The organism is Microbacterium zouquanmingi (assembly GCF_052266695.1).
Taxonomy (GTDB): domain Bacteria; phylum Actinomycetota; class Actinomycetes; order Actinomycetales; family Microbacteriaceae; genus Microbacterium.
In genome coordinates this window covers 16564-42342 of sequence record NZ_JBQPQZ010000007.1, presented here as the reverse complement: position 1 = coordinate 42342, position 25779 = coordinate 16564, and the positions used below count along the sequence as shown (strand labels likewise).

Sequence of the window (25779 nt, the reverse complement as noted above, 5' to 3'; positions counted from 1 at the left end):
GGATCTGTGGCGTCGTCGCCACTGGTGATCGTATGGGTGGGCTGCGGAAAGCCTCCGCGCTTTGCCACCAGGAACTAAGTTTCACGAGGCTCGGTACTTGGTTTCTTGTTGGGCGTCCACAAACGCGCCTTCGGAAGCGACGGGCATCGGTTGTCTTCGGTGCGCCTAAAAGGTACGTTTTCGGTGTGCCTAAAAATTATGGTCGCGTGCTCGCGCTCCTCGCGATGAGCGCTCTCGCGCTGTCCGGATGCTCCGGTCCACCGACCGATGCACCGGACGATCGTCCCGTCGTGCTGACGACCTTCACGGTGCTGGCCGATATCGCCCAGAACGTCGCCGGTGAGCACCTGCGGGTCGAGTCGATCACCAAGCCCGGCGCCGAGATCCACGGCTACGAGCCCACGCCGGGTGATGTGCGTCAGGCGGCCAGCGCCCAGCTGATCCTCGATAACGGGCTGAACCTCGAGGCCTGGTTCGCGCAGTTCGTCAACTCCGTGCACGTGCCGCACGTCGTCGTCTCAGAGGGCATCGACGTTCTCGACGTCACGGCGGATGCGTACGCCGGCAAGCCCAATCCGCACGCATGGATGAGTCCGCTGAACGTGCAGCGCTATGTCGACAACATGGCGGAGGCGTTCGCCGACCTCGACCCCACCCACGCCGCGGATTTCACCGCCAACGCCGAGGGGTACAAGCAGGAGCTTCAGCGGGTGCAGGACGACCTGGTCGATGCGCTGGCGCAGCTGCCGGCGAACGAACGCGCGCTGGTCACGTGCGAAGGAGCGTTCTCGTACCTGGCTCGAGATGCGGGACTCGCGGAGGCGTATATCTGGCCCGTCAACGCCGAGCAGCAGGCGACGCCGCGCCAGATCGCCGCGACCATCGAGTTCGTGAAGGACAACGAGGTTCGCGCGGTGTTCTGCGAGTCGACGGTGTCGGATCGAGCGATGCAACAGGTGGTCGAGGCATCCGGTGCGAAGTTCGGCGGAGTCCTCTACGTCGATTCGCTCTCGACGGCCGACGGTCCTGTGCCGACCTATCTCGACTTGATCCGCCACGATGCCGATCTGATCGTCGCCGGACTTACCGGGACGACGCCATGATCGATGTCACAGGTGTCACTGTGCGATACGGCGAGGTGCTCGCACTCGATGACGTGTCGCTGCGCGTCGAGCCCGGCCGCGTCACCGGACTCATCGGCATGAACGGCTCAGGCAAGTCGACGCTGTTCAAGACGATTCTGGGGCTGGTGCGGCCAGCATCCGGTGTCGTCTCGATCAACGGGGGCGACCCGACATCCGCCCGGAAGCGCGGCCTCATCGGGTACGTGCCGCAGAGCGAAGACGTGGACTGGGCGTTTCCGGTCTCGGTGCGCGACGTGGTGATGATGGGGCGGTACGGACGACAGGGATTCCTGCGGCGAGCGCGGCCTGCAGATCGGGATGCCGTAAGAGAGGCTCTCGAGCGCGTCGAGCTCACCGACCTCGCCGATCGGCAGATCGGACAGCTCTCGGGTGGACAGCGCAAGCGCGCCTTCGTCGCTCGGGGCATCGCCCAGGGGTCCGAGGTTCTGCTGCTGGACGAGCCGTTCGCGGGCGTCGACAAGCGCAGCGAGGCGACGATCGTGCGGCTGCTGCGCGAGCTCGCGGCATCCGGCCGCACTGTGCTGGTGTCGACGCACGACCTGCATGCGCTGCCTGCTCTTGCGGATGAGGCAGTGCTGCTACTGCGGCGAGCGCTGTTCCACGGGTCGGTGGCCGAGGCGCTCGAGCCGGCGAATCTCGCTCGGGCGTTCGGGTTGGATTCTCCGGAGGAGGCAGCATGATTCTCGACTGGATCCTCGAACCCCTGCAGTACGACTTCATGGTGCGCGCGCTGGTGACGACGGTGATCGCGGCGGTGGTGTGTGCGCTGCTGTCGTGCTGGCTGGTGCTGGTGGGGTGGTCGCTGATGGGCGATGCGGTCTCGCACGCGGTGCTGCCCGGCGTCGTTCTCGCCTACGTGTTCGGTGCACCGTTCGCGCTCGGGGCGCTGGTGTTCGGGTTCCTCGCGGTGGGGCTGATCGGACTGATCCGTGGGACGAGCAGGGTGAAAGAGGATGCCGCGATCGGCATCGTCTTCTCGACCCTGTTCGCGCTGGGGCTCGTGATGATCTCGGTGACGCCGAGCCAGACCGATCTGAATCACATCATCTTCGGCAACATCCTGGGCGTCTCGGATGCCGACCTCGTGCAGATCTGTGTGCTTGCCGCCGTCGCGTTCACCGTGCTCGTCGTCAAGCGGCGTGACCTCACCCTGTACGCCTTCGATCCGACGCATGCCTTCGCGATCGGGCTGTCACCGCGGTTCCTTGGCGCGCTGCTGCTCGGCGTGCTCGCGCTCACGGCGGTCGTCGCCCTGCAGGTGGTCGGCGTCGTGCTCGTGGTGGCGATGCTCATCATCCCCGGAGCGACGGCGTATCTGCTGACCGACCGGTTCGGGCGGATGCTGGTGATCGCTCCCGTTATGTCAGCGGCGTGCAGCGTGGTCGGGATCTATCTCAGCTACTGGGTGGATGCGGCATCCGGCGGACTCGTGGTCGTCGTGCAGGGGTGCGTGTTCGCGCTCGTCTACCTGTTCGCGCCGCGCCAGGGCGCGCTCTGGCGGCTCTGGCAGCGCATACGCTGGATCGATGGCCATCGAACCTCTCGTCCTGCCCGCATCTGACTGGGCGGTGTTCGTCGCCGAGCGCGCCGACACCGCACTGAGCACCGCGCGCGACGTCGCCGGGCAGCTGAAGGACGGCTCTGCACGCACCCCGCTCGAGACCCTCGAGCTCTGGAACATCGGCGACACCGCGGTGATGAACGCCGCGAGCATGACCGAGCTGTTCTCTGAGGTCCACCCCGATGCTGCGGTGCGCGAGATCGCTGAAGATCGGATGCAGAACGCGGCATCCTTCGTCACGGAACGCGATCAGGACCGCGAGCTCTACGCGGTGCTCGCTGCCGTCGATGCATCCGCACTCGACGCCGACGCCGCCCGCCTGCTCGATCGCACGCTGCGGGACTTCCGCCGCGGCGGCGTGGACCAGGACGATGACACTCGTGCGCGCCTGTCCGAGATCGCAGCCCGGATCACCGTGATCGAGCAGGAGTTCTCGCGCCATGTCCGCGACGATGTGCGCAGCATCCGTATTGCTCCCGAGCGTCTCAACGGCTTGCCCGACGATTTCCGCGCATCGCACCCCGCCGGCGACGACGGACTCGTCGAGATCACGACCGACTATCCCGACTTCCGGCCGTTCCGCGCGTATGCACATGATCGTGCCGCCCGCGAAGAGATCGCCCGTGCGTACAACTCCCGCGGATGGCCTGCCAACGACGCACTGCTGCACGAACTGCTCGACCTGCGCGCAGAGCAGGCTGGCCTGCTCGGATACAGCTCTTGGCCGGACTACGACGCCGAAGTGAAGATGATCGGCACGGGTGGCGCGATCGCCGAGTTCATCGATCGCATCGCCGAACTCTCGGCTGATCGTGCGCAGGCCGATGCCGATGCGCTCCTCGCCCGCGCACAGCAGGACGACCCGTCGTTCACCGAGATCACCACTGCGGACTCGGACTACTACGGCGAGCTCATCCGCCGCGAGCAGTACGACGTCGACGCTCAGGCAGTGCGCGAGTACTTCGACTTCTCTCGGGTGCGCGAGGGGCTACTGTCGGTGACGGGCCGCCTGTTCGGCCTCGAGTACCGCGCGGTGGATGCGCCGACCTGGGCAGACGATGTCACGAGTTACGACGTGCTGCGGGGCGGGGAGCGCATCGGACGCATCCATCTCGATCTGCATCCGCGCGAGGGCAAGTACAAGCACGCCGCGCAGTTCGACCTGGTGCGGGGCGTGCGCGGCACGCAGCTGCCCGAGGGCGTACTGGTGTGCAACTTCCCGCGCGGGCTGATGGAGCACGAGCAGGTCAAGACCCTGTTCCACGAGTTCGGTCACCTGCTGCACCATGTGCTCGGCGGCGACCAGAAGTGGGTGCGCTTCTCGGGCGTCGCCACCGAATGGGACTTCGTCGAGGCCCCCTCGCAGATGCTCGAGGAATGGGCGTGGGATGCGGACATCCTCCGCACCTTCGCCGTGGATGCCGCTGGCGAGCCGATCCCGGCCGACCTCGTCGCTCGCATGCATGAGGCCGCGGACTCCGATCGCGGCCTCTGGGCGCGAACGCAGATCTTCTACTCCGCGGTCTCGTACTGGCTGCACCAGGAGCGTCCGGACAATCACGATGTCGCGATCGCCGAGCTCTCCCGCCAATACTCGGTCATCGCGCCGCTGGCCGACACGCACTTCCAGTCCGGGTTCGGACACCTCACCGGCTACAGCTCGGCGTACTACACGTACATGTGGAGCCTGGTGATCGCGAAGGACATGTTCAGCGCATTCAACCCTGAGGACCTGTTCGCCGCCGACGTCGCGGGCCGGTACCGCGACGAGGTGCTCGCGCGCGGAGGATCAGCGGATGCCGCCGACCTGGTGGCCGCATTCCTCGGGCGGGAGTACTCGTTCGACGCTTTCGGAAAGTGGCTCGCCGGGAGCTGATGCGGCCTCCGCGCTGCTCAAAACTGCTTACGCTGCAGAAGTTTCAGCCGCGCGAGCAGTTTTTAGCCGCGCGAGTCAGGAAACAGCCGCGCGAGCCGCCTCTTCGGAGTCCACAACCGTCGCGAACGCCTGCGCAAGGTCAGCGATCAGGTCGCCGACGTGCTCCAGACCGACCGAGAGTCTCAGCACATCAGCATCCGGCCTGGCATCCGCCGGCACCGGTCGGTGCGTGAGGGCGGCCGGATGCTGAATGAGCGAGTCCACTCCGCCGAGCGAGACCGCATGTGTGAAGAGCTTCACCGACCCTGCGACAGCGCTCGCGGCCGCGTAGCCGCCCCGCATCCGGATCGCGATCATCGCACCCGTGCCGTGCATCTGCCGCTCCAGAATGCCGTCGGGGTCGCCGTCGAGTCCGGGGAAGAAGACCTCGTCGACGCCTGGCTGATCGATCAGCCACTGCACGAGCGCCTGCGCGTTCTCCTGTTGGCGCGCCATCCGCACCGGCAACGTCGTGAGCCCGCGGTGCAGCAGGTAGGCGCCGAGCGGATGCAGCACGCCGCCGGTGATCGCACGCACCCGGCGCAGCGCCTCGGCGGTCTCTTCGTTGCAGGCCACGACGCCGGCGATCACGTCGCCGTGCCCGCCGAGGTACTTCGTTGCGCTGTGCAGTGACATCGCCGCACCATGATCGAGCGGGTTCTGCAGGATGGGGGTCGCGAACGTGTTGTCGACGACAACCGGCACGTCTCCCGCCGCGCGGATGACCGCAGCGATATCGACGAGTTCTAGAGTCGGGTTCGCGGGGGTCTCCATGACGACGAGTCCGGTGTCGGGGCGGATGCTGACGCCCACTTCAGAGGCGTGACAGAAAGTCGTCTCGGTACCGAGCAGGCCGGAGCCGAGCAGGTGGTCGGTCCCGCCGTACAGCGGACGGACGGCGACCACGTGCCGCTGGCCCGTGGCCGATGTCATCGCGAGGATCACGGCGGTCATCGCCGCCATTCCGGAGGAGAACGCAACGGATGCCTCGGCGTGCTCCATCTCGGCGAGAGCTTCTTCGAAACGGCCGACCGTCGGGTTCCACAGTCGGGCGTAGACCATGCTGCCATCCGTAGGCGGTCGCCCACCGGTCGCCATCGCCTCATAGGAGTCACCGCCGCGCTCGACGTCGGGCAGCGGGTTCGTCGTCGACAGGTCGATCGGCAGGGCGTGGACCCCGAGGTCGGTCAGGTCACCGCGCCCGCTGTGGACGGCGACGGTGTCAGGATGCAAGGACTGGTCACTCATGCTTCCACATTGCCGGAATCCCAACGAGAATAGGAGAATCCGACAGTATCCGTCGTCTGATCAGAACTTCTCGCATTTTTCTACAAGAATCGAGCACCCTGGAGGTGGCCGAATTGGCGAATTCCCCACTCGACGAAGTCGACCTGAGAGTGCTTGCCGCCCTCAGCACCCGCGCCGACCTCACCAACAAGGCGCTCGCGCAGCAGCTGGGCCTGGCTGAATCCACGTGCGCGCACCGCGTGCGCAGCCTGCGCGATCGCGGGATCATCCGCGACTCCCGTATCCGGCTCGACCACGCGGCTTTGGGCTTCCCGCTCGAGGCGATCATCAAGGTACGCCTTGCGAACCACACCGGCGACAAGGTCAACGCGCTCTTCGATGCGCTCGTCGCGACACCGCAGGTGCTGCAGGTGTTCCACGTCGCGGGCGTCGATGACTTCCTCCTGCATGTGGCAGTGCGGGATGCCGCGGCCCTCCGCGACATCGTCCTCGAGCACATCACGGTGCATCCGGTCGTGCGCGGCACCGAGACTCAACTGGTCTTCGAGCTCCGCGACGGTCGAGGCGTGCTCGGCTGACCCGGAGGACTGATCAACTCAGCGGCGCAGCAGCTTCTTCCACCGCTTCTGCATCACGATCGGAATGGGCTGCGTGACCACAGCATCCACGGTCAGCGAGCTGTTGTCGGGCCCGACGAGCGCGATCGGCGTGGTGAGCGTCGGCTCATCCGGATCGACGGGCATCTTCGCCAACGCGCGATGCGCGCGCACATACGCCGGAATGAGGATCACGACGGCACCGATCCACGCGAGCGGGTTGCTCAGCGCGACACCGCCGAAGCCGAGCAGACCGCCGAGCACGACAGCCGCTCCCACACGCATGAAGAGCTCGACGACTCCCGTCACCGTGGGGATCATTGCCTGGCCGAGCCCCTGCAGTGCGCCGCGCAGCACGAACAGCGTTCCCAGCAGCGCGTAGGCCGATCCATTGATGATGAGCATGAGGTGGGCGAGCTCGACGACCTCATCCGCCCCCTCGCCGACGAACAGTCGCACGAGGTTCGTGCCGAACGCGATGAGCACGACACCGAGGATGACCGAGGCGATGATGGCCATCCAGGTCGCCTGCTTCACACCGGCACGGATGCGGTCGGGCCGGCGCCCGCCGAAGTTCTGCGCCACATACATCGAGACCGCGAGGCCGAGGGATGCGAGCAGGGCGGTGGCGAGGCTGTCGACACGGGATGCCGCGGTGTACGCCGCGACGGCATCGGCACCGAGCACGTTCAGGGCCACCTGCACGACCAGGGTTCCGATCGCGATGATCGAGGCCTGGAAGCCCATCGGCAGCCCGAGCCGAAGGTGGTCGGCGACGTCGTCGCCGGTGATCTTCCAGTCCTCGCGCCGAACGTGCAGAACCGGAATGCGGCGCCTGATGTAGTCGAGGCACAGCAGCACAGAGACGGCCTGCGCGACAACCGTCGCCAGTGCGGCACCGGCAACGCCCCAGCCCACGGGCCCTACCAGAAGGATGACGAGCACGACGTTCAGCGCACACGCGATGGTGAGGAATACCAGCGGCGTCTTGGAGTCGCCGATGGCACGGATAATCGCAGCGAGGTAGTTGAAGAACATCGTCGCCCCGCCACCGAGGAAGCTCACCTGGGTGAAGAGAGTGGCTTCGGCGAGGAGTTCCGGCGGTGTCTGCATGAGCACGAGAACGGGACCAGCCAGCAGCGGTCCTGCGATCGTGATCAGGATGCTCGCGATAGCGGCCAGCACCGTGCCCGTAGCGACCGAACGTCGCACGGCCGCATAGTCCTTGGCGCCGAAGGCCTGAGCAGTCGGAATCGCAAAACCGCTTGTCATACCCCAGGCGAATCCGAGCAGGAGGAACAGCAGCGACCCCGTCGCACCGACGGCTGCGAGTGAGTTCACGCCCAGCTCGCGGCCGACGACGATCGTATCGACGACCTGGTAGAGCTGCTGCACGATGTTGCCGATGAGCAGCGGAACGGAGAACGCGAGAATGACACGCCAGGGGCGGCCCGTGGTGAGGGAGGTGGCCATGCGGGGGAGGACTTCCGGAACGAAGGACGAAGAGGTCAGGATGTCGGCGAACCGGCAGGCGAGAAGTCTATCGAATCGATTCGGGTGTCACTGTACGCACGCTCAGCTGACGTGCCGGCTGAGCAATGGTCGTCACGGTAGCGGCCGCCTCGGATGCCTCGACGGGCACGGCCTTCACCCTCATCTGCAACGAGCGCAAGACGACCCGGGCGACCCCGCCCAGCGCGAGCGCCGCCACCAGCGAACCACCAGCGATGATCGCGGGAAGCCACTGCCCCGAGAAGCCCGAGGTCAGGCTCAACAGTGCTCCGCCGATCCAGACCGCCACGGCGCCGCCCGTGACCCCGGCAGCACCCTGCGCGAGCGCGGTGAGTGCGATGAGCGCGCAGAGGACTGCTATTCCTGCACCGACCATCCCCACCGACAGAAAGAACCCCGTCAGATCTTGCACGACACCGATCGTTGACATTTTGACCCCCCGGTCGCCTCCGTACCTATAAAACTACGCAGTACCGCAGACATCTGCATCCATCGCAAGGATGATGTTATTGAAACGGGTCTGACCTGAGCGCCTCCGCGCGCAGAGGAGCATGATGGAGGGGTGGCTGCCCTCCTCTCTGATCTGACCCAGATGCCGGGACCGCAGCGCGTCTATGCCGCTGACGGCACACGCCTTGCGACGTACGACTGGGGCGATCTCGACGCCCCGGTCGTCGTTCTCGTGCACGGCTTCGCCTCCAGCGCGCGCGATAACTGGGTGCAGACCGGGTGGGTCCGAATGCTCACCAGAGCCGGATACCGTGTGCTCGCGATCGATCAGCGCGGCCATGGCCTCAGCGACAAGCCGCACGAGCCTGAGGCGTATGCCGTGAGCACGCTCGCCGCCGACGTCGAGAACATCATGGACGTCTACCTCGTCGAGGAAGCGTTCTACATCGGGTACTCACTCGGCGCGTTCGTGGGCTGGGAGGTCGTGCGCGACCTCCCGCAGAAGATCAGCAGGGCCGTGCTCGGCGGCGTGCCCGAAGGCATCCCGCTCACCCGTCTCGATCTCGACCAGGTGCGCGCGTACATCGACGACGGCACGCCCGTGCGTGATCGCACGACCCAGAACTACATCGCGCTCACCGAGCGCGTCCACGGCAACGACCTTCGCGCGCTGCTCGCGCTGGCAGAGGGCATGCGCGAGCAGCGCACGATCGGCCCCGACCCGGCCAAGGCCCCGACCCAGCCGATCCTGTTCGCGACAGGGTCGCAGGATGCTGTCATCGACGGCTCTCGGGCCCTGGCGAACGCCGCACCGCAGGGCACGTTCTTCACGATTCCCGACCGGCACCACTTCAACGCCCCGGGTGCACGCGCATTTAAGGATGCCGCGTTGGAGTTTCTCACGTAGCCCCTTGTCCGCGGCATCCGGTCTACGATCTTGACCATGCCCACTTCGATTCCCGCCATCGTCGCGCCGTCCGCCACCGACCCGCTCTTCACGGGCACCATCGAACGCCGCGATGTCAGCGCGAAGGATGTGCGGATCGACATCCGCTGGGCGGGCATCTGCCACTCCGACATCCACACGGTGCAGGGCGATTGGGGCACGCAGCAGTACCCGCTGACCGTCGGTCACGAGATCGTCGGCACCGTCGCCGAAGTCGGATCCGACGTCACCAAGTTCACGGTCGGCGACCGCGTCGGGGTCGGATGCCTCGTGAACTCCTGCGGCGAGTGCGCGAACTGCGAGGCGGGTGAAGAGCAATACTGCCTGAACGGCGCCATCGGCACCTACGGCGCGAAGGACGTCGACGGCACGATCACGCAGGGCGGATACGCGACCTCGGTGGTCGTCACCGAGCACTTCGTGCTGCGCGTGCCGGAGGCGATCCCCTACGAGAAGGCCGCCCCCCTGCTGTGCGCCGGCATCACCACGTACTCGCCGCTGCGCCACTGGAACGCAGGCCCCGGCAAGAAGGTCGCCGTGATCGGGCTCGGCGGACTCGGGCACATGGCCATGAAGATCGCGCACGCCATGGGCGCCGAAGTCACCGTGCTGTCGCGGTCGAACTCGAAGCGCGACGACGCGCTCACGCTCGGCGCCGACCACTACTACGCGACCGAGGACAAAGAGACCTTCCGCACGCTGCGTGGCAGGTTCGACCTGATCATCAACTCGGTCTCCGCCGCGATCGATCTCGATGCGCACCTCAAGCTGCTCGCGCTGAACGGCACGCTCGTAGGCGTCGGAGCTCCGGCCGAGCCGATGTCCGTGAGCGCTGGCACGCTGATCGGCGGTCGTCGCTCATTCGCCGGCTCCAACATCGGTGGCATCGCCGAGACTCAGGAGATGCTCGACTTCTGCGCTGAGCACGGCATCGCGCCCGAGGTCGAGATCACCTCGGCCGACCAGGTCAACGAGGCGTGGGCGCGGGTACTGGCATCCGACGTCCGCTACCGCTTCGTGATCGATATCGACACGCTCAAGGGCTGACGCCCGCTCCAGGTCGCAAATTCTGCCGCTTTGCGCGAGGCATAGCGGCATAGTTTGCGACCTGAGGTGTGGGCGGGTGCGACCTGAGCTGTTGGCGGGTCAGGCCGCGCGCTTCGGAAGCACCCAGCCGGCACGCGGGAAGTGGCAGGTGTAGCCGTTCGGAATGCGCTGCAGGTAGTCCTGGTGCTCGGGCTCGGCCTCCCAGAACGGGCCCTCCCGCTCGATCTTCGTGACGGCCTTGCCGGGCCAAAGGCCTGAAGCATCCACGTCGGCGATGGTGTCGCGGGCGATCTGCTCCTGCTCAGGGCTGAGCGGGAAGATGGCCGAGCGGTAGCTGGATCCGACGTCGTTGCCCTGCCGGTCGAGCGTCGAGGGGTCATGGATCTGGAAGAAGAACGCGAGGATGTCGCGGTAGGTCGTCTTAGCGGGATCGAAGACGATCTCCACGGCCTCGGCGTGGCCGGGGTGGTTGCGGTAGGTCGCGTTCTCGTTCTCGCCACCGGTGTAGCCGACTCGAGTGTCGAGCACGCCGGGCTGGCGGCGGATGAGATCGTCCATTCCCCAGAAGCATCCGCCCGCGAGGACGGCCGTTTCGGTGCCGGGTGTGCGGGTGATGGTGCCGGTGTCAGTCATGTGCACTCCTTTTCGCTCTTCAAGTCTGACGCACTATCGAGGACCGGGTGCCATTCTGGAGGAACGCTCAGGAACGGAGACGACCAATGGATGCCGAGAACACCGCCCCCACGCCCCGCATCGTCGGTGACGCGTTCGCCGCGTCGGCTGCTGCCGCCGGCTCCGCGTGGCGCCTGGAGCCTTCCGAGCGGGGGCTCGACGCGAACGTGATCGTGCTGCCGGCTGGCGGCGAGATCCAGGCGCACATCGGGCCGGAACTGGACGTGCTGATCGTCGTTCTCGAAGGCTCGGGGACGCTCGAGACCGCTGCGGATCCGCTCGCGCTCTCCCCTGGCACGATGGTGTGGCTGCCGGCCAGGTCACAGCGCCGCTTCGTCGCCGGAGCCGCCGGCCTGCGCTACTTCTCTGTGCATCAGCGCAAGCCCGGCCTCAGCATCCGCTCTCGGCTCGGGTGACCGGCGCGCCCGCCCCGCCCCGCCCCGCCCCGCCCGCCCGCCCGCCCGCGCGGGATGGATTTCCTCGCTCTTGTGCGAGTTTCACCAACGAAAAGCAGCCCGCGCGCCCTGCGCACGTCGCGAGGGCCAAGATTCCCGGTGTGCGGGTGTGCGTGGCGTACCGTGTGATCCATGTCTGAGAACCCGATCACTGACGCTCTCGTCCTCATCACCGGTGGCGCACGCGGCATGGGCGAGCTGTACGCGCGCCGCGCTGTCGCCGCCCGCGCGCGGGCCGTCGCGCTGTGGGACATCGATGAGGATGCCGTCACCGCTGTCGCCACCGAGCTCTCGAAGTCAGGGGTCGAAGTCCGCGGCTATCGCGTGGACGTCTCGCAGCGCGAGGAGATCGCCGCCGGCATGGAGCGGGTGCGTGCGGACTTCGGCACGCCCGACGTCATCATTAACAACGCCGGCATCGTGCGGGGCGCACCGTTCTGGGAGCACGACCCGGTGCGCGATATCGAGGCGACCATGCGCATCAACACGCTCGCGGCCATGTGGCTGACCCGCGAGGTGTTGCCCGACATGATCGCTGACACGTCCCGACCCAAGCGCATCCTCAACATCGCCTCCGCCGCAGGGACGCTGGCGAATCCGAACATGAGTGTGTACGCAGCATCCAAATGGGCGATGATCGGCTGGGGCGAATCGGTGCGTCTGGAGCTCGAAGGCTACGGCCACGACCACATCAAGGTGACCACGTTCTGCCCGAGCTACATCTCCACCGGCATGTTCGAGGGCGCGCGCGGCCCGCTGATGACGCCGATCATGACGCCTCGCAAGGCGACGGCAGCGGCGTGGAACGGGATGCTGCGCGGAACACCCATGGTGCTGCGCCCGTGGACCGTGAAACTCTCGATGGCCTTGCGCGGCGTGCTTCCGACGAAGACGTGGGACTTCCTCGCTCGGTATGTGTTCAAGGTGTACTCGTCGATGGATCACTTCACCGGGCGCAGCTGAGGTGCCAGTAGTCTTGCTTTCCTGAACGTCTCTCAGGGGGTCGCATGTCGGTTGGTCTGCTCGCTGTCGTCGATGACATCCTCAGCGCAGCGCTGAAAGCATCGGCGAAGTCGGCTGGTGTCGTGATCGATGATGCCGCGGTGACCCCGCAGTACGTGCAGGGAATCACGCCGGCGCGCGAGCTTCCCGTGGTCATGAAGATCACGCTCGGGTCGCTCGTGAACAAGTTCGTGATCATCATCCCGATCGCACTGCTGCTGACCGCGTTCGCACCGTGGGTGCTGCCGTTCCTGCTGATCATCGGTGGAACGTACCTGTGTTTCGAAGGCGCCGAGAAGGTGTTGGAGTGGTTCGGTTTCCACCACGATCACGAAAGCGGTAGCGCGCGCAACGAGAACAAGCTCGTGTGGGGAGCCATCCGCACCGACCTGATCCTGTCGACCGAGATCATGCTCATCTCGCTGTCGAATCTCGATGCCGGCATGAGCATCTGGATGACACTGGCCATCCTCGCGGTGATCGCCCTCATGATGACCGTGATCGTGTACGGCGCCGTGGCGCTGCTGGTGAAGATCGACGACATCGGGCTGAAGATGGCGAAGAATCCTTCCCGGCGCGTGCGCCACACCGGCACGCGGATCGTGCGGTCGATGCCGGCCGTGTTCCGCGTGATCAGCGTGGTCGGCACGGTCGCGATGCTCTGGGTCGGCGGCCACCTGCTGCTGGCGAACCTCGGCGAGGTCGGCCTGCACTTCTTCAGCGACATGCTGCACGGCATCCACGATTTCCTGGCTCCCACCGGCGGTGTGGTCGCGTGGATCGGCGAGACATTCGTCTCGGCCGTCTGCGGACTCATCGTCGGGTTGATCGTCGTCGGCGTCGTGCTGCTGATCGGTCGGATGCTGGGCAAAACGCCGTCGTTCCAAGAGGGCGGCGATTCGCCCGTCAACGTGGCCGCGTAGACCCGCCCACCACAGGACTGAGCGCGCTCAGGTAATCTTCCACTCGAACACATACGTGCTCCGGGATCGGTGAAAGCCCGAACCGGCGGTGATAGTCCGCGACTCGCAACCCCTCCGGGCGGCGATTGAACCGGTGAGATTCCGGTACCGACAGTCACAGTCTGGATGGGAGAAGCACAGGGGGAACAATGGACGTTCTGCGATGGCTGGTCGATCTCTTCAACTCGCAGTGGATGCTGCCGGGCGGGCAGACGCTCCTCATCCGAGAAGTCGTCGGCAACATCTTCGGCCTCGCCAGCGCTCTGGGCGGCATGCGTCGAAAGATCTGGGCGTGGCCCGTCGGCATCGTCGGCAACCTGCTGCTGCTCACGGTCTTCCTCGGCACCATCCTCAGCCCCGACCACTCGCTACCGAGCCTGCTGGGTCAGGCCGGCCGCCAAGTGATGTTCATCGCCGTGGCGATCTACGGCTGGATCCGCTGGCGACAGGCAGCATCAGACACCGGCCAGGTCACCCCGCGCTGGGCGTCCGGCCGTGCGCGCATCGGACTCGTTCTCGCCCTCATCATCGGCACGGTCGCGCTCACTCCCCTGTTCCGCGTGCTCGGTTCGTACGAGCCGGTCTGGGCGGATGCCTGGACCTTCGTCGGGTCGCTCCTTGCCACCTACGGCATGGCCAAGGGGTGGACGGAGTTCTGGCTGATCTGGATCGCCGTCGACGTCGTCGGCGTTCCCCTGCTGTTCAGCGCCGGCTATTACGCCACCGGTTTCATGTACGTGTTCTACGGCGCCTTCACCGCGATCGGCTTCTTCGTCTGGTGGCGCGCGCAGGCGAATGCGAAACCCCAGATCGACACGATCATGCCTGATCCCCGCATCGGCGCCCCGGCAGAGAGCGGTGCAGGCGAGAATAGGGAGTGATGTTCGACAGCCCGCTCTCCTCCTCCGCCTACGAAGTGCTCGGCGTCGATCCGACCGCCACGGCCGAAGAGATCAAGCGCGCGTTCCGCCTGCGATTGCGCCAGACACATCCGGATGCCGGTGGAGATGCTGCTGCGTTCATCCAGGTGCAGCGGGCGTGGGAGCTGATCGGCACGCCGGAAGGGCGCGCTTCTTACGATCGCGGCCACGGGTTTGCGACAGCATCCGCCACCGGCACGACCGCACAGAACTGGAGCGGATGGCAGGCGCCGGCGCCCCGCACCGACACGCGGCCGAAGGCGCGTGCGTACGGGCATCCGGGCGGATGGCGCCGCGAGCGCTATCTCACACTGATCCGCGAGTGGGCCGGCCACGGCGTCGAGGTTCCCGACCCGTACGACCCCGCTCTCGTGCGCTCTGCGCCCCGCGAGGTGCGTCACCTGCTGGCGGATGCTCTCGCTGAAGAGGCCACGGCCAGCACCATCAGCGACCTTGGCATGGGCTTCACCGTCTGGCACGACGTCGCGACGAGCACCGATCCGGCCGACAAGCTCGACCACGTGATCCTCAGCCCCTCAGGGCTCTACGGGGTGATGTCAGAAGACTTCGCCGAGGTCGTACGCTTCCGTCGCGGCGAGATCATCGGCGCCGGTGTCTCCGGGCGCGCACCGGTGGCGACTCTGCTGGCCCGGATGCGCGTGATCGCCAGGGCTGCGAAGGTGAAGTTCGGTGGCGCGATCATCGTGCTGCCCGACGACGATCTCGATCAAGCTGTGACCTCGCTCGGCAAGGTGCGCGGGACTCCGGTTGTCGTGATCCGTCGCAGCGCGCTCAGCATGGTGCTGCGCCAGGGCGTGCCCGGCGCCCGCGACATCGGCGGCAACGAACTGTTCGACGTGCGCACGCGCTTGCAGCAGATGATCCGCTTCGTCTGACGCGCGCGCTCACCCCTCCGCCACGCCCACGTACCCCCACGCACCCCCACGTCCAGGTCGCGATTAATGCCGCTTTGGCGCGCTGTAAGCGGCACAAATTGAGACCTGAGCGGCTAAATTTACCGCACTCGAGGCCGTTACGACGCTAATCTGTGGCCAACGGACACTGACGTCCGACCTACATGGCGGCATCCGCCGCAGAACGGAACTGAGTATGAGCCCCTCCACAAGCCGGCCGACAACGGTCACCGCAGCCTTCTGGATCCTGATCGTCGGGCTGATCCTCGACCTCATCACGACAATCGTCCTCATCACCACCGGTATCGCACTGGCCGGCGGCGCGGTCGAGGTCGATGGAGCCTCATTCGGCGGTGGAGTGATGATCGCCACCGGAGTGATTTTGATCGTGATCCTCCTGATCGAGCTGCTCGTGCTGCGCAAGATGCGGGCTGGCCGCAACTGGGCACGGATCGTCATCACCGTGCTCGAGGTGTTGGGCATCCTCAGCCTGCTCGGCGGGGTCTCCACCCTGGGAATCATCGCCGCCATCATCTCGGTCGTCGTCATCGTGCTGCTGTGGGTACGGCAGTCGAACGACTACTTCCGCGCCTCGGCGTAACCCCAGCCCGGGCACTCACCCCTCGCCCAGGGTCACCCACCCCTCGTCCAGGTCGCAATTTGTGCCGCTCTACCGCGCTGTAAGCGGCACAGATTGCGACCTGGGCGGGGGTTTTTGCGTCAGACGACGAGGCGGGTCCGTTAGACGACAGCGTCGGTGCAGATGCCGAGCAGACTTCCCGCGCCGGCATCCGACGGCAACGGCCGGAAGCCGAGCTTCTTGTAGAACGCGACAGCATTGGTATTGCTCGGCGATACCCCGAGATGAACGCCAGGCACGCCGCGCTCGCGCAGCTCGGCGAGCAGCGTGCGCATGAGTGCGCGGCCCATCCCCTGCCCCTGCAGCTCCGGCAGCAGATCGATGTGCAGGTGGGCGGGATAGTCACCCAGCTCTTCGATGATCATGCGGTCGGGATCGAGGCCCATCTCGAGGATGTTCGACGGCTCCAGATCCTGATACTTCTGTGTGAATGCGGGCAACCACTCGCTGCGGTAGCGCTCCACGAAGGCGCCCGTATCGGCTGCGCAGACGATGTATCCCGAGACCCGCTCCCCGGTGTCGACGACGAAGCAGGTCTCCGGTTCGAGATCGACATACGGCAGGGCGAAGATGTCGGCCAGCAGCTCGTCGCTGCCGTGCATTCCCGTCGCATCCTGGCCGCCGTCGCCGGTCTTCAGGCAGATCTCCGCGACGTCGGCGCGGTCGGTTTCACGGAATCGACGGATGTGCGACATTGCTCCATACTGACATGGACCCCGTTCTGACTCGGACCCAGTGCTGTCGCGAATCCAGTGCTCTGCCGATCACACTCCCCGCCGACCGGAAGGCCTGTTGATGACCGGCGCCGATGCCGCCCTCTCGTCTCGATTGGGCGCCGCGCTCGCGCAGGCCGTCGAGGCCTGCGTCACCCCAGGAGCGGTGTGTCAGGTCACCATCGCCGGCGAGACCGTCACGGCGACCGCGGGCGACCTCGCATCTCACGACGACGCCGGCGCGCCGATCCCGCTCGATCAGCGCACCCCGGTCTCCTCCGAAACGGTCTACGACCTCGCGTCCGTCTCGAAGGTCTTCACGTCGATCGCGTTGCTCAGCCTCGCCGACGAGGGCATCGTCGACATCGACGCGAGCGTGGGCGAGTGGCTGCCGAGCTTCCGCAATGGCGTCAGATCAGACGTCACCCTCGCACACCTGCTCAGTCACACGGCAGGTCTGCCCCCCGTGAATCCGTTCACGATCCAGCACGCGGTGCAGGGGTTCGGCACCGATGACCCCCGCTGGGTCACCCCGGGTCGATCCGCGCTCCTCGACGGCATCCTCTCACTCCCCCTCGACCGCGCACCAGGCACGGACAAGGTGTATTCGTGCCTCGGCTACATCACGTCGATGGCCGCCGCCGAAGCGGCGACCGGGGCGTCGTGGTCGCAGATCGTGCGCGAACGAGTGCTTGCGCCGCTCGGTCTGGAGCGCACAACCCTCACCCCGGATGCCGCGCGCACCGCACCCACCGAGTTCCAGCCTGAACTCGGCCGCGGCATGATCCGCGGCGTCGTGCACGACGAGACCGCCTGCGCACTCGGCGGTGCCGCCGGCAATGCCGGACTGTTCGCCCCGGTGGCAGATCTCACCGCGCTCGGCTCCGCGCTGCTGGCCGGTCTGCCCGACGTACTCAGGCCAGAGTTCGCCGCCCTGCTCTGGGAGGACCAGCTCCCCCGGCTGATCGGACCGAACGCGGCAGCCGTCGAGCACAACCTCGGCTACGGTCAGAGCCTCGGACTGCGCATCGGACAGCGCACCTGGATGAGTGACGCCGGCACAGGGGCCAGGGGGCATACCGGCTTCGTCGGCACCTCGCTGCTCGTCGATCGCGAGCACGATCTCGTAGTGGCCCTGCTCACGAATCGCGTGCACCCGAATCGTTCGCTGGCCGATGCCACGGACCTGCGCCACGCGATCAGCACGATCGCGTACGGACACTGAACTGAGAAGGATCGCCGATGTCTGCCCGCCTCCCCGACCCCTATCTGAGCCGACTCGCCCACAGTGTGCTGTGGCCGGGATTCCACGGCACCGCTGCCCCGGACTGGCTCCTGCGCGCGCTCGATCGCGGGCTCGCCGGCACTGTCTACTTCGAGCACAACCTCGATCCCGCATTCCCCGACGCTGTCGTCGAGCTGTCTGAGCGCATCCACCAGGCGAACCCGCGCGCACTGATCGGCGTCGACGAAGAAGGCGGCATCGTCACGCGGCTGGAGGCGGCCACCGGGTCGTCAGCACCTGGCAACGCCGTGCTCGGACGCATCGATGACGTAGAGACCACCGAGCGCACCGCCGCCTGGATCGGAGCACTCGTGGCTGCTGCCGGGATCGACATCGACCTCGCGCCGACCGTCGACGTCAACTCGAACCCGCGCAACCCTGTGATCGGCGTGCGCTCATTCAGCGCAGACCCCGCGGTCGTCGCCCGCCACGCCGCCGCCTACGTGCGCGGCATCCAAAGCGCCGGCGTCGCTGCCTGCCCGAAGCACTTCCCCGGACACGGCGACACCGTCACGGATTCCCACCTGGCCGTCGCGACCTCCGCATCTCCGTGGACGAGCTGCGCAGCATCCATCTTCCGCCGTTCGCAGCAGCGATCGAGGCGGGTGCGAAGACCATGATGAGCGCGCACATCCGCGTACCTGCGCTGGGTGATGCGGTCGCGACCATCAACAGCACTACGCTCGCGATGGCGCGGGAGCTCGGTTTCGAGGGGGTGCTCATCACGGATGCCGTCGATATGGCGGCGATCAGTGGCACCCTCGGCAGCGGACCCGGCGCGGTCGCGGCCCTGGCCGCGGGAGCAGACCTCATCTGCATCGGGAATCCCGCCACGAATGAGCAGGTCAACGGGATGAACACCGACCAGCGAGAGTTCCTCGAGCCGTTGCACGCGGTCTACGACGCTCTCGAATCCGGTGCGCTCCCGGTCGCACGAGTCGAGGAGGCAGCCGCACGCATCGCCGAGCTCGCAGAGTGGCGGCGCCGACAGCCCGCCGCAGTCGCTCGTCCCGAGCCCTTCGACGGCGCGCCCCTCGCTGAACGGGCCGCCATCGTGATCGGTGACGTGCGTCTGCCAGGAGACGCCGCCGTGATGATCGACGCGCGCACCAAGCGGAACATCGCGGTCGGCGACGCCGCGGACTTCTTCACGCTCGCATTGCGCGAGCACATGCCGGCCGATCGCATCTCCCTTGGTGGTCTGAGCGAGGCGGATGCTGCCGAGCGAGCCCTTGCCGTGATCGCCGAGCGAGCGGATGATGCTGTACTCATCGTCAATCAGCCGCAGAGCAGCGCGTTCGAAGCATCGGTCCTCGACGCCGTGCTCGCGGTGCGCCCCGACACGATCGTGATCTACGCGGGGTGGCCCGCCGATGGCGCGCCCGCTGCCCGACGCGCCCTCCTCACCTACGGTGCGTCGCGCGCAACGGCGCAGCACGCAGCCCGCGTGCTGCGCGGTCGGAGTTGAGCGTCAGCCCCGCAGCACCCCGCTGAGGCGGCCGCCGGCATCCGCAAGAAGCGCCTCCGCAGCATCCCGGTCGACTCCGCGCACGATCATCACCGACGCCACCGGCACTCTGAGTCCTGACGCGACCAGTGTGGCAGCCGCCGTCGCCGCGTCCGCACCGGTGACCGCCGTGACCAAGCGCTCCGCACGATCGCGCAGCTTCGCGTTGCTCACCGACAGGTCGACCATGAGATTGCCGTACGTCTTGCCGATCCGGATCATGGCTCCGGTGGAGACCATGTTCAGCACCTGCTTGGTCGCCGACCCCGCCTTCAATCGCGTCGATCCCGACAGCACCTCGGGCCCGACCGCGACCTCGATCGGCATATCGACCGCGGCACCGAGCAATGATCCTGTGTTGCACGAGAGCCCCACCGTGAGCGCACCGACAGCCCTGCCGGCGCGCACAGCGCCGAGCACGAACGGCGTGCGTCCGCTCGCGGCGATCCCGAAGACGACGTCGCGCTCGGTTACCTCGAGTTCAGCCACCGCGGCGGCACCGAGCTCGACAGAATCCTCCGCACCCTCGACGGCCTGGAACATGGCACTCTTGCCGCCGGCGATCACGCCCTGCACCTGCTGCGGATCGGAGTGGAACGTCGGCGGACACTCCGAAGCATCTACGACACCCAGTCGCCCCGACGTCCCGGCTCCGAAGTAGAGCAAGCGTCCTCCCGCGGCGAGTCGCTCGGCCACCGCGTCCACCACGGCCGCGATCGCGGGCAGCGCGGCCGAGATCGCGGCAGGCACCGACGCCTCGGCCTCGTTCATCGCCCGCATGGCGTCCAGCGTCGGCATCGTGTCCAGGTCGCGATAGCGCTCGTCGATCTGCTCGGTGGCCAGAAGCCCTGGTCGATCCAACACGCTCACCTGGCCAGTCTCTTGCGGGGGTTGGGGGCTGCAGCCAGCAGCCGGCGCGTGTACTCGTGCTCGGGCGAGTCGATCACCCGGCGGCTCGGGCCGCGCTCGACGACCTTGCCGTGATACATCACGAGTGTCTCCGCGGAGTACTCGCGCGCGGAACCCAGATCGTGGGTGATGTAGAGCACGGCGAGGTTCTCGGTCATGCGCAGGTTGTCGATGAGGTCGAGCATCTCCTTGCGGATGCTGACGTCGAGCATCGACACCGGCTCATCGGCGAGGAGCACCTTGGGATTCGCGGCGAGCGCCCTGGCGAACGAGATGCGCTGCCGTTCACCTCCGGAGAGCTCGTGCGGGAAGCGGTGCAGGTAGCGTTCTGGCGGTGACAGCTCGACCTTGCGCAGCAGTGCGAGACTGCGCTCCTCCGCCTCGGCATCCGACATGCGTCCGCCGTGGATGCGCAGCGCGCGACCGAGCGTGTAGCTGACGCGGTGCAGCGGGTTCAGCGACGCGAAGGGGTCCTGCAGCGTCATCTGCACGGTGTGCGTGTACTCGATGAACGCGCGGCCTCGGTTCGCCGAGATGGGAGTGCCATCTAGCAGGATCTGCCCGCTGGTCAGCGGCATGAGCTGGGCGAGCAGGCGTCCCACTGTGCTCTTGCCCGACCCGCTCTGACCGACCAGCGCCGTGACCTGTCCTGCGCGCAGCTCGAGCGAGACGTTGTCGACCGCCCGGAACATCTCGCGCCCGAACAGCCCCTTGCGCTTGTCGGTGCGGAACTCCTTCACCAGGTCGCGCGCCTCGAGGACGACGCGGCCCGACTGGGCATCGGATTCGGAAACCGGGACGGATGCGTCGGTCATACGAGTGCTCCCAAGTCGGCGAGTGAGGCGAGAAGGTTCTTCGTGTACGGATGCCGCGGGTCACCGTAGACCTCGAGTGCCGGACCATACTCCACGAGCTTCCCGCGCTGCATGATGGCGATGCTGTCGGAGACCTCGAGCAGCAGCGACAGGTCATGCGTGGTGAAGATGATCGCGAAGCCGAACTCGTCACGCAGCGCCATGATCTGCTCGAGCACCTCGCGCTGGATCAGCAGGTCGAGCGCTGTGGTCGGCTCGTCCATGATGATGACGTCGGGCTCGAGCACCAGTGCGATCGCGATGGCGACGCGCTGCTTCATGCCGCCGGACAGCTCGTGCGGGTAGGCGGTGATGCGGTCACCGTCGATGCCGACCTTCTCGAGCATGGTGCGCGCGAGCGCCCTGCGCTCGGCGGGCTTCATCTTCGGCCGGTGCACGCGCAGCACATCGTCGAACTGCTCGCCGATGCGGGTCACCGCGTTCAGAGCGTTCATGGCGCTCTGGAACACGATCGCGATCTCGTCCCAGCGGTAGCGACGCAGCTCTTCGGCCGGGATCGACAGCAGGTCGACGTCCACGGTCTTCTCTGCCTCGCCGCCGCGCGGCTTGATCTTGCGGTGGTACGTGATCGAACCACCCGTGACCTCGGCGGGGCTGCGCAGCAGCCGCGTGATCGCGTTGGTGAGCGTCGACTTGCCGCTGCCGGATTCACCCGCCAGCCCCAGCAGCTCGCCACGGTGCAGCGTGATCGAGACGTCATCGACCGCGTGCACGAGCTGCTCGGCCGTCGGGTAATCGACTTTGAGGTTCTGCACGTCGATGATCGGCTCGCCCGGCACCGTGATCGGGCGCAACTGCGGCGGGAAGTCCGGTTTCGGCTCGTCGACATGGTCGGGCGCCTCATCGGTAGCATCCGGCAGTGTCGCGACCGTCACCGTCTCGGAGCCGGCGGCTGCCGCAGCACCGACGGTGCTGAGCGATGCCGTGCGCGTGACGGGGGCGGCCTTCGCACGGCTCTTCCCGGTGCGTAGACGCGGATTGGAGTATTCGTCGATTCCGAAGTTGATGAGCGCGAGGCCCGCGCCGATGATCGCGATCGCGAGTCCGGGAGGCACGAACCACCACCATGCGCCGAACAGGAAGGCCTGCGAGCTCTGCGCGAAGTAGAGCATCGACCCCCAGCTCGTCGTCGTGAGCGACCCGAGACCGAGGAACGACAGGCCTGCTTCAGCGAGCACCGCACCGATCACAGAGAACAGGAAGCCCGATGCGATCAGCGGAAGGGCGTTGGGCATGATCTCCGCGAGAACGATGCGGGTTCGCGATTCGCCGGTGGCCCTGGCTGCCTCGATGAACTCGCGGCGGCGCAGCGACATGGTCTGTGCGCGCAGCACGCGCGCAGACCCGGCCCATGACGTGATCGCGATGACGATCGCCACCGAGATCATGCCGCGGGATGGCAGGTAGCCGGTCAGCACGATCAGAAGCGGCATGCCGGGGACGACGAGGAAGACTGCGGTGAGGATGTAGAGCAGGTCGTCGCTGATACCGCGGAAGTATCCGCCGACGACACCGACGATCACCGAGACGATCTGCGAGATGATGCCGGCGAAGATGCCGACGCCGAGCGAGATCCTGGCGCCGTACACGAACTGGGCGAAGACGTCCTGTCCGGTCTGCGTGGTGCCGAACCAGTGCTCGGCCGATGGCGGCTGCAGCAGATCCGCGCTGCTCGTCTGCGGCGAGTATGACGTGAGCATCGGCCCGAACACGGCGAGCAGCACGAAGAAGATGACGATGATGAGGCCCGCGAGGACCTTGCCGGACTTCGGCATGAACTGAGAGATCTTCATGGGTCAGCCTTCCTGCCGCGTACGCGGATCGAGGAACACGTAGACGATGTCGGCGATGAGGTTCGCCACGATCACCGCCAGGGAGATGATGAGGAAAAGTCCCTGCATCAGGGGGAAGTCCTGGTTGCTGACCGCCTCGAAGAGCGTGTATCCGACGCCGGGGTAGTTGAAGATCACCTCGGTGAGCATCGAACCGCCCACGACCGCGCCGAGCGAGAGGGCGAAGCCCGTGATCGAGGGAAGGATCGCGTTGCGGGCGGCGTAGTTGAGCATGACCATGCGCTTGGGGAGGCCCTTGGCCTCGGCCATCGTCACATAGTCTTCACCGAGCACGGTGACGGTCATGTTGCGCATTCCGAGCACCCAGCCGGCGAACGAGGCGAGCACGATCGTGACCGCAGGCAGGATGCCGTGGTAGATCACCGAGCCGACGAACTCCCAGTTCCAGCCCTGTGTGGCCATCGGGTCGTAGGCACCCGAAACGGGGAACCAGCCGAGGTTGACCGAGAAGATGAGCACGAGGATCAGTGCCATCCAGAAGTACGGTACGGCGTTGAGGAAGGTCAGCGCGGGAAGTGCGTGGTCGCTCCATTTTCCGCGGCGCCAGGCGAGGACGACGCCGAGGCCTGTTCCGAGGATGAAGCTGATGACCGTGGTGATGCCGACGAGACCGATCGTCCAGGGGATGGCGCCCCAGACGATGTCGGCAACGGGTACGGGGAAGAAGCCGATCGAGAGTCCCAGGTCGCCGCGGGAGAGATCGACGAGGTAGTTCCAGTACTGCACGTACAGCGGGTCATCGGTGATGCCGTAGCTCTTGGCGATCGCCCCCATGGCGGCAGGATCGATGCGGCCGTTGAGCTTCTCGACGAGCAGCGAGATGGGATCTCCCGGCATCAGCCGGGGAATCAGGAAGTTCATCGTGAGCGCGGCCCAGGCGATGAAGATGTACAGCATCACCTTGCGCAGGAGGTACTTCACGCGAGACGACCTCTCGGTCAGGGATCACGGTCGGAGCGGGGGCGCACTGCGGCGCCCCCGCTCCCACCAGCGGATCAGTTGGCGGGTGTGAGGTTGGTGACGACCAGGAGGTTGTCGGGGAACTGGAACGGTGCACCCAGTGCGTAGGGGTCCTCCTCGTTCGGGAAGCCCTCCCAGCGCACGGTGTTGTACTGGAACCAGTTCGGCGACTGCAGCATCGGGATGACCGGGAGCTTGTCGATCATGATCGTCTGGAGTCCGTCGAGGGCCTTCTGCTGCGCAGCCGGATCGATGGTCGAGGCGAAGTCACTGAGCAGCGCGTCGGCTTCGGCGTCGTAGTACCGGTTGTAGTTCGACAGCGCCTTCTCGCCGGGCGCGACCTCGTACTCCGAGCTCATCATCGACCGGAACAGCGTGTAGGGCGTCAGGCCCATCGCCGCCGAGGCGATCGTCATCTGGTAGGTTCCGGCGCCTCGCGCCTCAAGCCATGCTTCGAACGAGACGCCCTGCGGCTCGATCACGATGCCGACCTCGGCGAGCTGCTCCTGCAGGAGCCCGGAGATGGTGACCCAGTCGACGTAGCTCGAGGGGATCTGCAGCGCATACGACATCTTCTCGCCGGCAGGAGTGACACGAACGCCGTCGGCGCCCATGGTGTATCCAGCCTCGTCGAGGATGGCGTTGGCATCATCCGCGTCGGTCGCGAACTCGGCGTCAGCGTACTCGTCGCTCAGCACCGACTCGTATGCGGGCAGAGGCAGGCCCGTCGGGTTGGCCGGCGGCGTGTAGCTCTGCATCGCGACCTCGGAGAGCTGGTCGCGGTCGATCGCGAGGCTCAGCGCCTGGCGCAGAGCGATGTCGTCGAACGGTGCGGTCTGCGTGTTGACGAGCAGGTTCACCAGGCCGTCACCCGGGTACCAGTAGGCGCGGTGCTCCGGGTCCTTCTCGATGTAGATCTTGTCGATGTTGGCGACGAAGCCGCCGGACCAGTCGAACTCGCCGGCCTGAAGCGAGCTGTTGAACGTCTGGTCGGTGGATGCGGGGTACCGCACCTCTTCGACCTCGATGTTTTCGGCGTTCCAGTAGCTCTCGTTCGAGGTGAGCGTGTAGAGCTGCTGGCCGAACTTGCCCATCACGAAGGGGCCGGTGGCCACGGGGTCGTCGTTGGTGAATTCGACGGGGTCGACATCCTTGAAGATGTGCTCGGGGACGACGATCGTGTTGGCCAGCGCCTCCTTGAACGCGAACATCGACGCGTTGAACGTGATGACGACGGTCGTCTCGTCGGTCACCTCAGCGCCGGCGATGTCGAACGCACCGGCGTTCGCGGCGGGGTTGTCGCGCATGAGGTTGAACGTGAAGGCGACGTCGTCGGCAGTGAATGCCTCGCCGTCGGACCAGGTGACGTCGCCCTGAAGGACGAAAGTGGCCTGAGTGCCGTCTTCGTTGAACTCGAGCGACTCGGCCAACCACGGCTGCAGCTCACCAGTCTTCATGGGTGTGGCGATCATCAGGGGCTCGTACAGCATGCCCTTCGTGCCCTGCAGCGCCGTGGGCGAGAACGGGTTGAAGTTCGACTGGTAGGTGGTGGCGGTGTTCGCGTGGATCGTGAGCGGCTGGACACCGCCTTCTTCGGCGTTGTCACCTCCGCTGGAGCATGCGGACAGCGCCAGGGCGCCGACAGTGAGGACTGCGGCGAGGCGGAACAGCTTGGGAACCTTCATGACTGCC

The 25779-nt window shown here is 66.5% G+C and carries 26 protein-coding genes and 1 riboswitch; of the genes, 16 read left to right on the top strand and 10 right to left on the bottom strand.

Features of this window, described 5'->3' with window-relative positions:
- The first annotated feature begins 224 nt into the window (after positions 1 to 224).
- From ACTU6U_RS14410 to ACTU6U_RS14395, 4 genes are read left to right on the top strand one after another with little or no spacing between them, the layout of a single operon-like run.
- Positions 225 to 1103: a metal ABC transporter substrate-binding protein gene (locus ACTU6U_RS14410; protein WP_443469849.1), complete on the top strand. Its 879-nt coding sequence runs from the start codon at positions 225 to 227 to the stop codon at positions 1101 to 1103.
- Positions 1100 to 1825 carry a metal ABC transporter ATP-binding protein gene (locus ACTU6U_RS14405; protein ID WP_443469809.1) on the top strand — a complete coding sequence of 242 codons (726 nt, stop codon included), beginning with the start codon at positions 1100 to 1102 and terminating at the stop codon, positions 1823 to 1825. The genes ACTU6U_RS14410 and ACTU6U_RS14405 overlap by 4 nt, the downstream gene beginning before the upstream one ends.
- A complete protein-coding gene (locus ACTU6U_RS14400; protein ID WP_443469808.1) occupies positions 1822 to 2706 on the top strand; it encodes a metal ABC transporter permease in 885 nt (294 codons plus the stop codon). The genes ACTU6U_RS14405 and ACTU6U_RS14400 overlap by 4 nt, the downstream gene beginning before the upstream one ends.
- On the top strand, positions 2672 to 4582 hold the full coding sequence (locus ACTU6U_RS14395; RefSeq protein ID WP_443469807.1) for a M3 family metallopeptidase: 1911 nt from the start codon (positions 2672 to 2674) through the stop codon (positions 4580 to 4582). Before ACTU6U_RS14400 ends, ACTU6U_RS14395 begins: the two co-directional genes overlap by 35 nt.
- Positions 4583 to 4657: 75 nt before the next feature.
- Here the strand turns inward: ACTU6U_RS14395 and ACTU6U_RS14390 are convergent, their stop codons facing one another.
- On the bottom strand, positions 4658 to 5869 hold the full coding sequence (locus ACTU6U_RS14390; protein ID WP_443469806.1) for a trans-sulfuration enzyme family protein: 1212 nt from the start codon (positions 5867 to 5869) through the stop codon (positions 4658 to 4660).
- 113 nt (positions 5870 to 5982) lie between these two features.
- On the opposite strand from ACTU6U_RS14390, the gene ACTU6U_RS14385 reads away from it, so the two are divergent.
- Positions 5983 to 6447 (top strand): Lrp/AsnC family transcriptional regulator, encoded by a 465-nt coding sequence (locus ACTU6U_RS14385; protein WP_443469805.1) that lies wholly within the window; start codon positions 5983 to 5985, stop codon positions 6445 to 6447.
- A gap of 18 nt (positions 6448 to 6465) precedes the next feature.
- Here ACTU6U_RS14385 and ACTU6U_RS14380 read toward each other — a convergent pair whose 3' ends face one another.
- Both ACTU6U_RS14380 and ACTU6U_RS14375 read right to left on the bottom strand, forming a co-directional pair.
- Entirely contained in the window at positions 6466 to 7938 is a 1473-nt protein-coding gene (locus ACTU6U_RS14380) for an MATE family efflux transporter (RefSeq protein WP_443469804.1), read from the bottom strand.
- A 67-nt stretch (positions 7939 to 8005) separates the two neighbouring features.
- Positions 8006 to 8389: a hypothetical protein gene (locus tag ACTU6U_RS14375; protein WP_443469803.1), complete on the bottom strand. Its 384-nt coding sequence runs from the start codon at positions 8387 to 8389 to the stop codon at positions 8006 to 8008.
- 150 nt (positions 8390 to 8539) lie between these two features.
- Here ACTU6U_RS14375 and ACTU6U_RS14370 point away from each other — a divergent pair, with 150 nt between their 5' ends.
- Complete coding sequence (locus tag ACTU6U_RS14370) at positions 8540 to 9334, top strand: alpha/beta fold hydrolase (RefSeq protein ID WP_443469802.1); 795 nt, start codon at positions 8540 to 8542, stop codon at positions 9332 to 9334.
- A gap of 36 nt (positions 9335 to 9370) precedes the next feature.
- The gene (locus tag ACTU6U_RS14365) at positions 9371 to 10420 is read left to right on the top strand and encodes an NAD(P)-dependent alcohol dehydrogenase (protein WP_443469801.1); all 1050 of its coding nucleotides are present in this window, start codon (positions 9371 to 9373) and stop codon (positions 10418 to 10420) included.
- Between the two features lie 99 nt (positions 10421 to 10519).
- Here ACTU6U_RS14365 and msrA read toward each other — a convergent pair whose 3' ends face one another.
- A complete protein-coding gene (gene msrA / locus ACTU6U_RS14360; RefSeq protein ID WP_443469800.1) occupies positions 10520 to 11053 on the bottom strand; it encodes a peptide-methionine (S)-S-oxide reductase MsrA in 534 nt (177 codons plus the stop codon).
- A gap of 86 nt (positions 11054 to 11139) precedes the next feature.
- On the opposite strand from msrA, the gene ACTU6U_RS14355 reads away from it, so the two are divergent.
- The 6 genes from ACTU6U_RS14355 (at position 11140) to ACTU6U_RS14330 (ending at position 15946) form a co-directional block, all read left to right on the top strand.
- Entirely contained in the window at positions 11140 to 11508 is a 369-nt protein-coding gene (locus ACTU6U_RS14355) for a cupin domain-containing protein (RefSeq protein ID WP_443469799.1), read from the top strand.
- Positions 11509 to 11679: 171 nt separating this feature from the next.
- A complete protein-coding gene (locus ACTU6U_RS14350) occupies positions 11680 to 12510 on the top strand; it encodes an SDR family NAD(P)-dependent oxidoreductase (RefSeq protein WP_443469798.1) in 831 nt (276 codons plus the stop codon).
- Positions 12511 to 12554: 44 nt separating this feature from the next.
- The gene (locus tag ACTU6U_RS14345) at positions 12555 to 13472 is read left to right on the top strand and encodes a DUF808 domain-containing protein (RefSeq protein WP_443469797.1); all 918 of its coding nucleotides are present in this window, start codon (positions 12555 to 12557) and stop codon (positions 13470 to 13472) included.
- Between the two features lie 52 nt (positions 13473 to 13524).
- A riboswitch (FMN riboswitch) is annotated at positions 13525 to 13653 on the top strand.
- 7 nt (positions 13654 to 13660) lie between these two features.
- On the top strand, positions 13661 to 14392 hold the full coding sequence (gene pnuC, locus ACTU6U_RS14340; RefSeq protein ID WP_443469796.1) for a nicotinamide riboside transporter PnuC: 732 nt from the start codon (positions 13661 to 13663) through the stop codon (positions 14390 to 14392).
- On the top strand, positions 14392 to 15327 hold the full coding sequence (locus tag ACTU6U_RS14335) for a J domain-containing protein (protein WP_443469848.1): 936 nt from the start codon (positions 14392 to 14394) through the stop codon (positions 15325 to 15327). Before pnuC ends, ACTU6U_RS14335 begins: the two co-directional genes overlap by 1 nt.
- 214 nt (positions 15328 to 15541) lie before the next feature.
- On the top strand, positions 15542 to 15946 hold the full coding sequence (locus ACTU6U_RS14330; protein WP_443469795.1) for a hypothetical protein: 405 nt from the start codon (positions 15542 to 15544) through the stop codon (positions 15944 to 15946).
- Between the two features lie 140 nt (positions 15947 to 16086).
- Here ACTU6U_RS14330 and ACTU6U_RS14325 read toward each other — a convergent pair whose 3' ends face one another.
- Positions 16087 to 16680 (bottom strand): GNAT family N-acetyltransferase, encoded by a 594-nt coding sequence (locus ACTU6U_RS14325; protein ID WP_443469794.1) that lies wholly within the window; start codon positions 16678 to 16680, stop codon positions 16087 to 16089.
- A 100-nt stretch (positions 16681 to 16780) separates the two neighbouring features.
- Here ACTU6U_RS14325 and ACTU6U_RS14320 point away from each other — a divergent pair, with 100 nt between their 5' ends.
- From ACTU6U_RS14320 to ACTU6U_RS14310, 3 genes are read left to right on the top strand one after another with little or no spacing between them, the layout of a single operon-like run.
- Positions 16781 to 17923 (top strand): serine hydrolase domain-containing protein, encoded by a 1143-nt coding sequence (locus tag ACTU6U_RS14320; RefSeq protein WP_443469793.1) that lies wholly within the window; start codon positions 16781 to 16783, stop codon positions 17921 to 17923.
- 17 nt (positions 17924 to 17940) lie between these two features.
- Positions 17941 to 18603, top strand: a complete 663-nt coding sequence (locus tag ACTU6U_RS14315; RefSeq protein ID WP_443469792.1) for a glycoside hydrolase family 3 N-terminal domain-containing protein — start codon at positions 17941 to 17943, stop codon at positions 18601 to 18603.
- Positions 18534 to 19451: a glycoside hydrolase family 3 N-terminal domain-containing protein gene (locus ACTU6U_RS14310; protein ID WP_443469791.1), complete on the top strand. Its 918-nt coding sequence runs from the start codon at positions 18534 to 18536 to the stop codon at positions 19449 to 19451. Before ACTU6U_RS14315 ends, ACTU6U_RS14310 begins: the two co-directional genes overlap by 70 nt.
- Positions 19452 to 19454: 3 nt before the next feature.
- Here the strand turns inward: ACTU6U_RS14310 and murQ are convergent, their stop codons facing one another.
- The 5 genes from murQ to ACTU6U_RS14285 form a co-directional block, all read right to left on the bottom strand.
- Positions 19455 to 20360, bottom strand: coding sequence for an N-acetylmuramic acid 6-phosphate etherase (gene murQ / locus ACTU6U_RS14305; RefSeq protein ID WP_443469790.1), 906 nt, complete (start codon positions 20358 to 20360; stop codon positions 19455 to 19457).
- Positions 20357 to 21214 (bottom strand): ABC transporter ATP-binding protein, encoded by an 858-nt coding sequence (locus ACTU6U_RS14300; RefSeq protein ID WP_443469789.1) that lies wholly within the window; start codon positions 21212 to 21214, stop codon positions 20357 to 20359. Before ACTU6U_RS14300 ends, murQ begins: the two co-directional genes overlap by 4 nt.
- Positions 21211 to 23067, bottom strand: a complete 1857-nt coding sequence (locus ACTU6U_RS14295) for a dipeptide/oligopeptide/nickel ABC transporter permease/ATP-binding protein (RefSeq protein ID WP_443469788.1) — start codon at positions 23065 to 23067, stop codon at positions 21211 to 21213. The genes ACTU6U_RS14300 and ACTU6U_RS14295 overlap by 4 nt, the downstream gene beginning before the upstream one ends.
- A 3-nt stretch (positions 23068 to 23070) precedes the next feature.
- Positions 23071 to 24048 (bottom strand): ABC transporter permease, encoded by a 978-nt coding sequence (locus ACTU6U_RS14290; protein ID WP_443469787.1) that lies wholly within the window; start codon positions 24046 to 24048, stop codon positions 23071 to 23073.
- 74 nt (positions 24049 to 24122) lie between these two features.
- Complete coding sequence (locus ACTU6U_RS14285; RefSeq protein ID WP_443469786.1) at positions 24123 to 25772, bottom strand: ABC transporter substrate-binding protein; 1650 nt, start codon at positions 25770 to 25772, stop codon at positions 24123 to 24125.
- Positions 25773 to 25779: the final 7 nt, after the last annotated feature.

What these genes read in the sequence shown, in the direction of transcription:
- pnuC (WP_443469796.1), top strand. Translation starts at nt 13,661, where the DNA reads ATGGACGTTCTGCGATGGCTGGTCGATCTCTTCAACTCGCAGTGGATG.
- ACTU6U_RS14315 (WP_443469792.1), top strand. Translation starts at nt 17,941, where the DNA reads ATGTCTGCCCGCCTCCCCGACCCCTATCTGAGCCGACTCGCCCACAGT.
- ACTU6U_RS14285 (WP_443469786.1), bottom strand. Translation starts at nt 25,772, where the DNA reads ATGAAGGTTCCCAAGCTGTTCCGCCTCGCCGCAGTCCTCACTGTCGGC.
- msrA (WP_443469800.1), bottom strand. Translation starts at nt 11,053, where the DNA reads ATGACTGACACCGGCACCATCACCCGCACACCCGGCACCGAAACGGCC.
- ACTU6U_RS14325 (WP_443469794.1), bottom strand. Translation starts at nt 16,680, where the DNA reads ATGTCGCACATCCGTCGATTCCGTGAAACCGACCGCGCCGACGTCGCG.
- ACTU6U_RS14335 (WP_443469848.1), top strand. Translation starts at nt 14,392, where the DNA reads ATGTTCGACAGCCCGCTCTCCTCCTCCGCCTACGAAGTGCTCGGCGTC.
- ACTU6U_RS14380 (WP_443469804.1), bottom strand. Translation starts at nt 7,938, where the DNA reads ATGGCCACCTCCCTCACCACGGGCCGCCCCTGGCGTGTCATTCTCGCG.
- ACTU6U_RS14320 (WP_443469793.1), top strand. Translation starts at nt 16,781, where the DNA reads ATGACCGGCGCCGATGCCGCCCTCTCGTCTCGATTGGGCGCCGCGCTC.
- ACTU6U_RS14355 (WP_443469799.1), top strand. Translation starts at nt 11,140, where the DNA reads ATGGATGCCGAGAACACCGCCCCCACGCCCCGCATCGTCGGTGACGCG.
- ACTU6U_RS14345 (WP_443469797.1), top strand. Translation starts at nt 12,555, where the DNA reads ATGTCGGTTGGTCTGCTCGCTGTCGTCGATGACATCCTCAGCGCAGCG.
- ACTU6U_RS14395 (WP_443469807.1), top strand. Translation starts at nt 2,672, where the DNA reads ATGGCCATCGAACCTCTCGTCCTGCCCGCATCTGACTGGGCGGTGTTC.
- ACTU6U_RS14405 (WP_443469809.1), top strand. Translation starts at nt 1,100, where the DNA reads ATGATCGATGTCACAGGTGTCACTGTGCGATACGGCGAGGTGCTCGCA.
- ACTU6U_RS14330 (WP_443469795.1), top strand. Translation starts at nt 15,542, where the DNA reads ATGAGCCCCTCCACAAGCCGGCCGACAACGGTCACCGCAGCCTTCTGG.
- ACTU6U_RS14400 (WP_443469808.1), top strand. Translation starts at nt 1,822, where the DNA reads ATGATTCTCGACTGGATCCTCGAACCCCTGCAGTACGACTTCATGGTG.
- ACTU6U_RS14295 (WP_443469788.1), bottom strand. Translation starts at nt 23,067, where the DNA reads ATGAAGATCTCTCAGTTCATGCCGAAGTCCGGCAAGGTCCTCGCGGGC.
- ACTU6U_RS14365 (WP_443469801.1), top strand. Translation starts at nt 9,371, where the DNA reads ATGCCCACTTCGATTCCCGCCATCGTCGCGCCGTCCGCCACCGACCCG.
- ACTU6U_RS14390 (WP_443469806.1), bottom strand. Translation starts at nt 5,869, where the DNA reads ATGAGTGACCAGTCCTTGCATCCTGACACCGTCGCCGTCCACAGCGGG.
- ACTU6U_RS14410 (WP_443469849.1), top strand. Translation starts at nt 225, where the DNA reads ATGAGCGCTCTCGCGCTGTCCGGATGCTCCGGTCCACCGACCGATGCA.
- ACTU6U_RS14300 (WP_443469789.1), bottom strand. Translation starts at nt 21,214, where the DNA reads ATGACCGACGCATCCGTCCCGGTTTCCGAATCCGATGCCCAGTCGGGC.
- ACTU6U_RS14350 (WP_443469798.1), top strand. Translation starts at nt 11,680, where the DNA reads ATGTCTGAGAACCCGATCACTGACGCTCTCGTCCTCATCACCGGTGGC.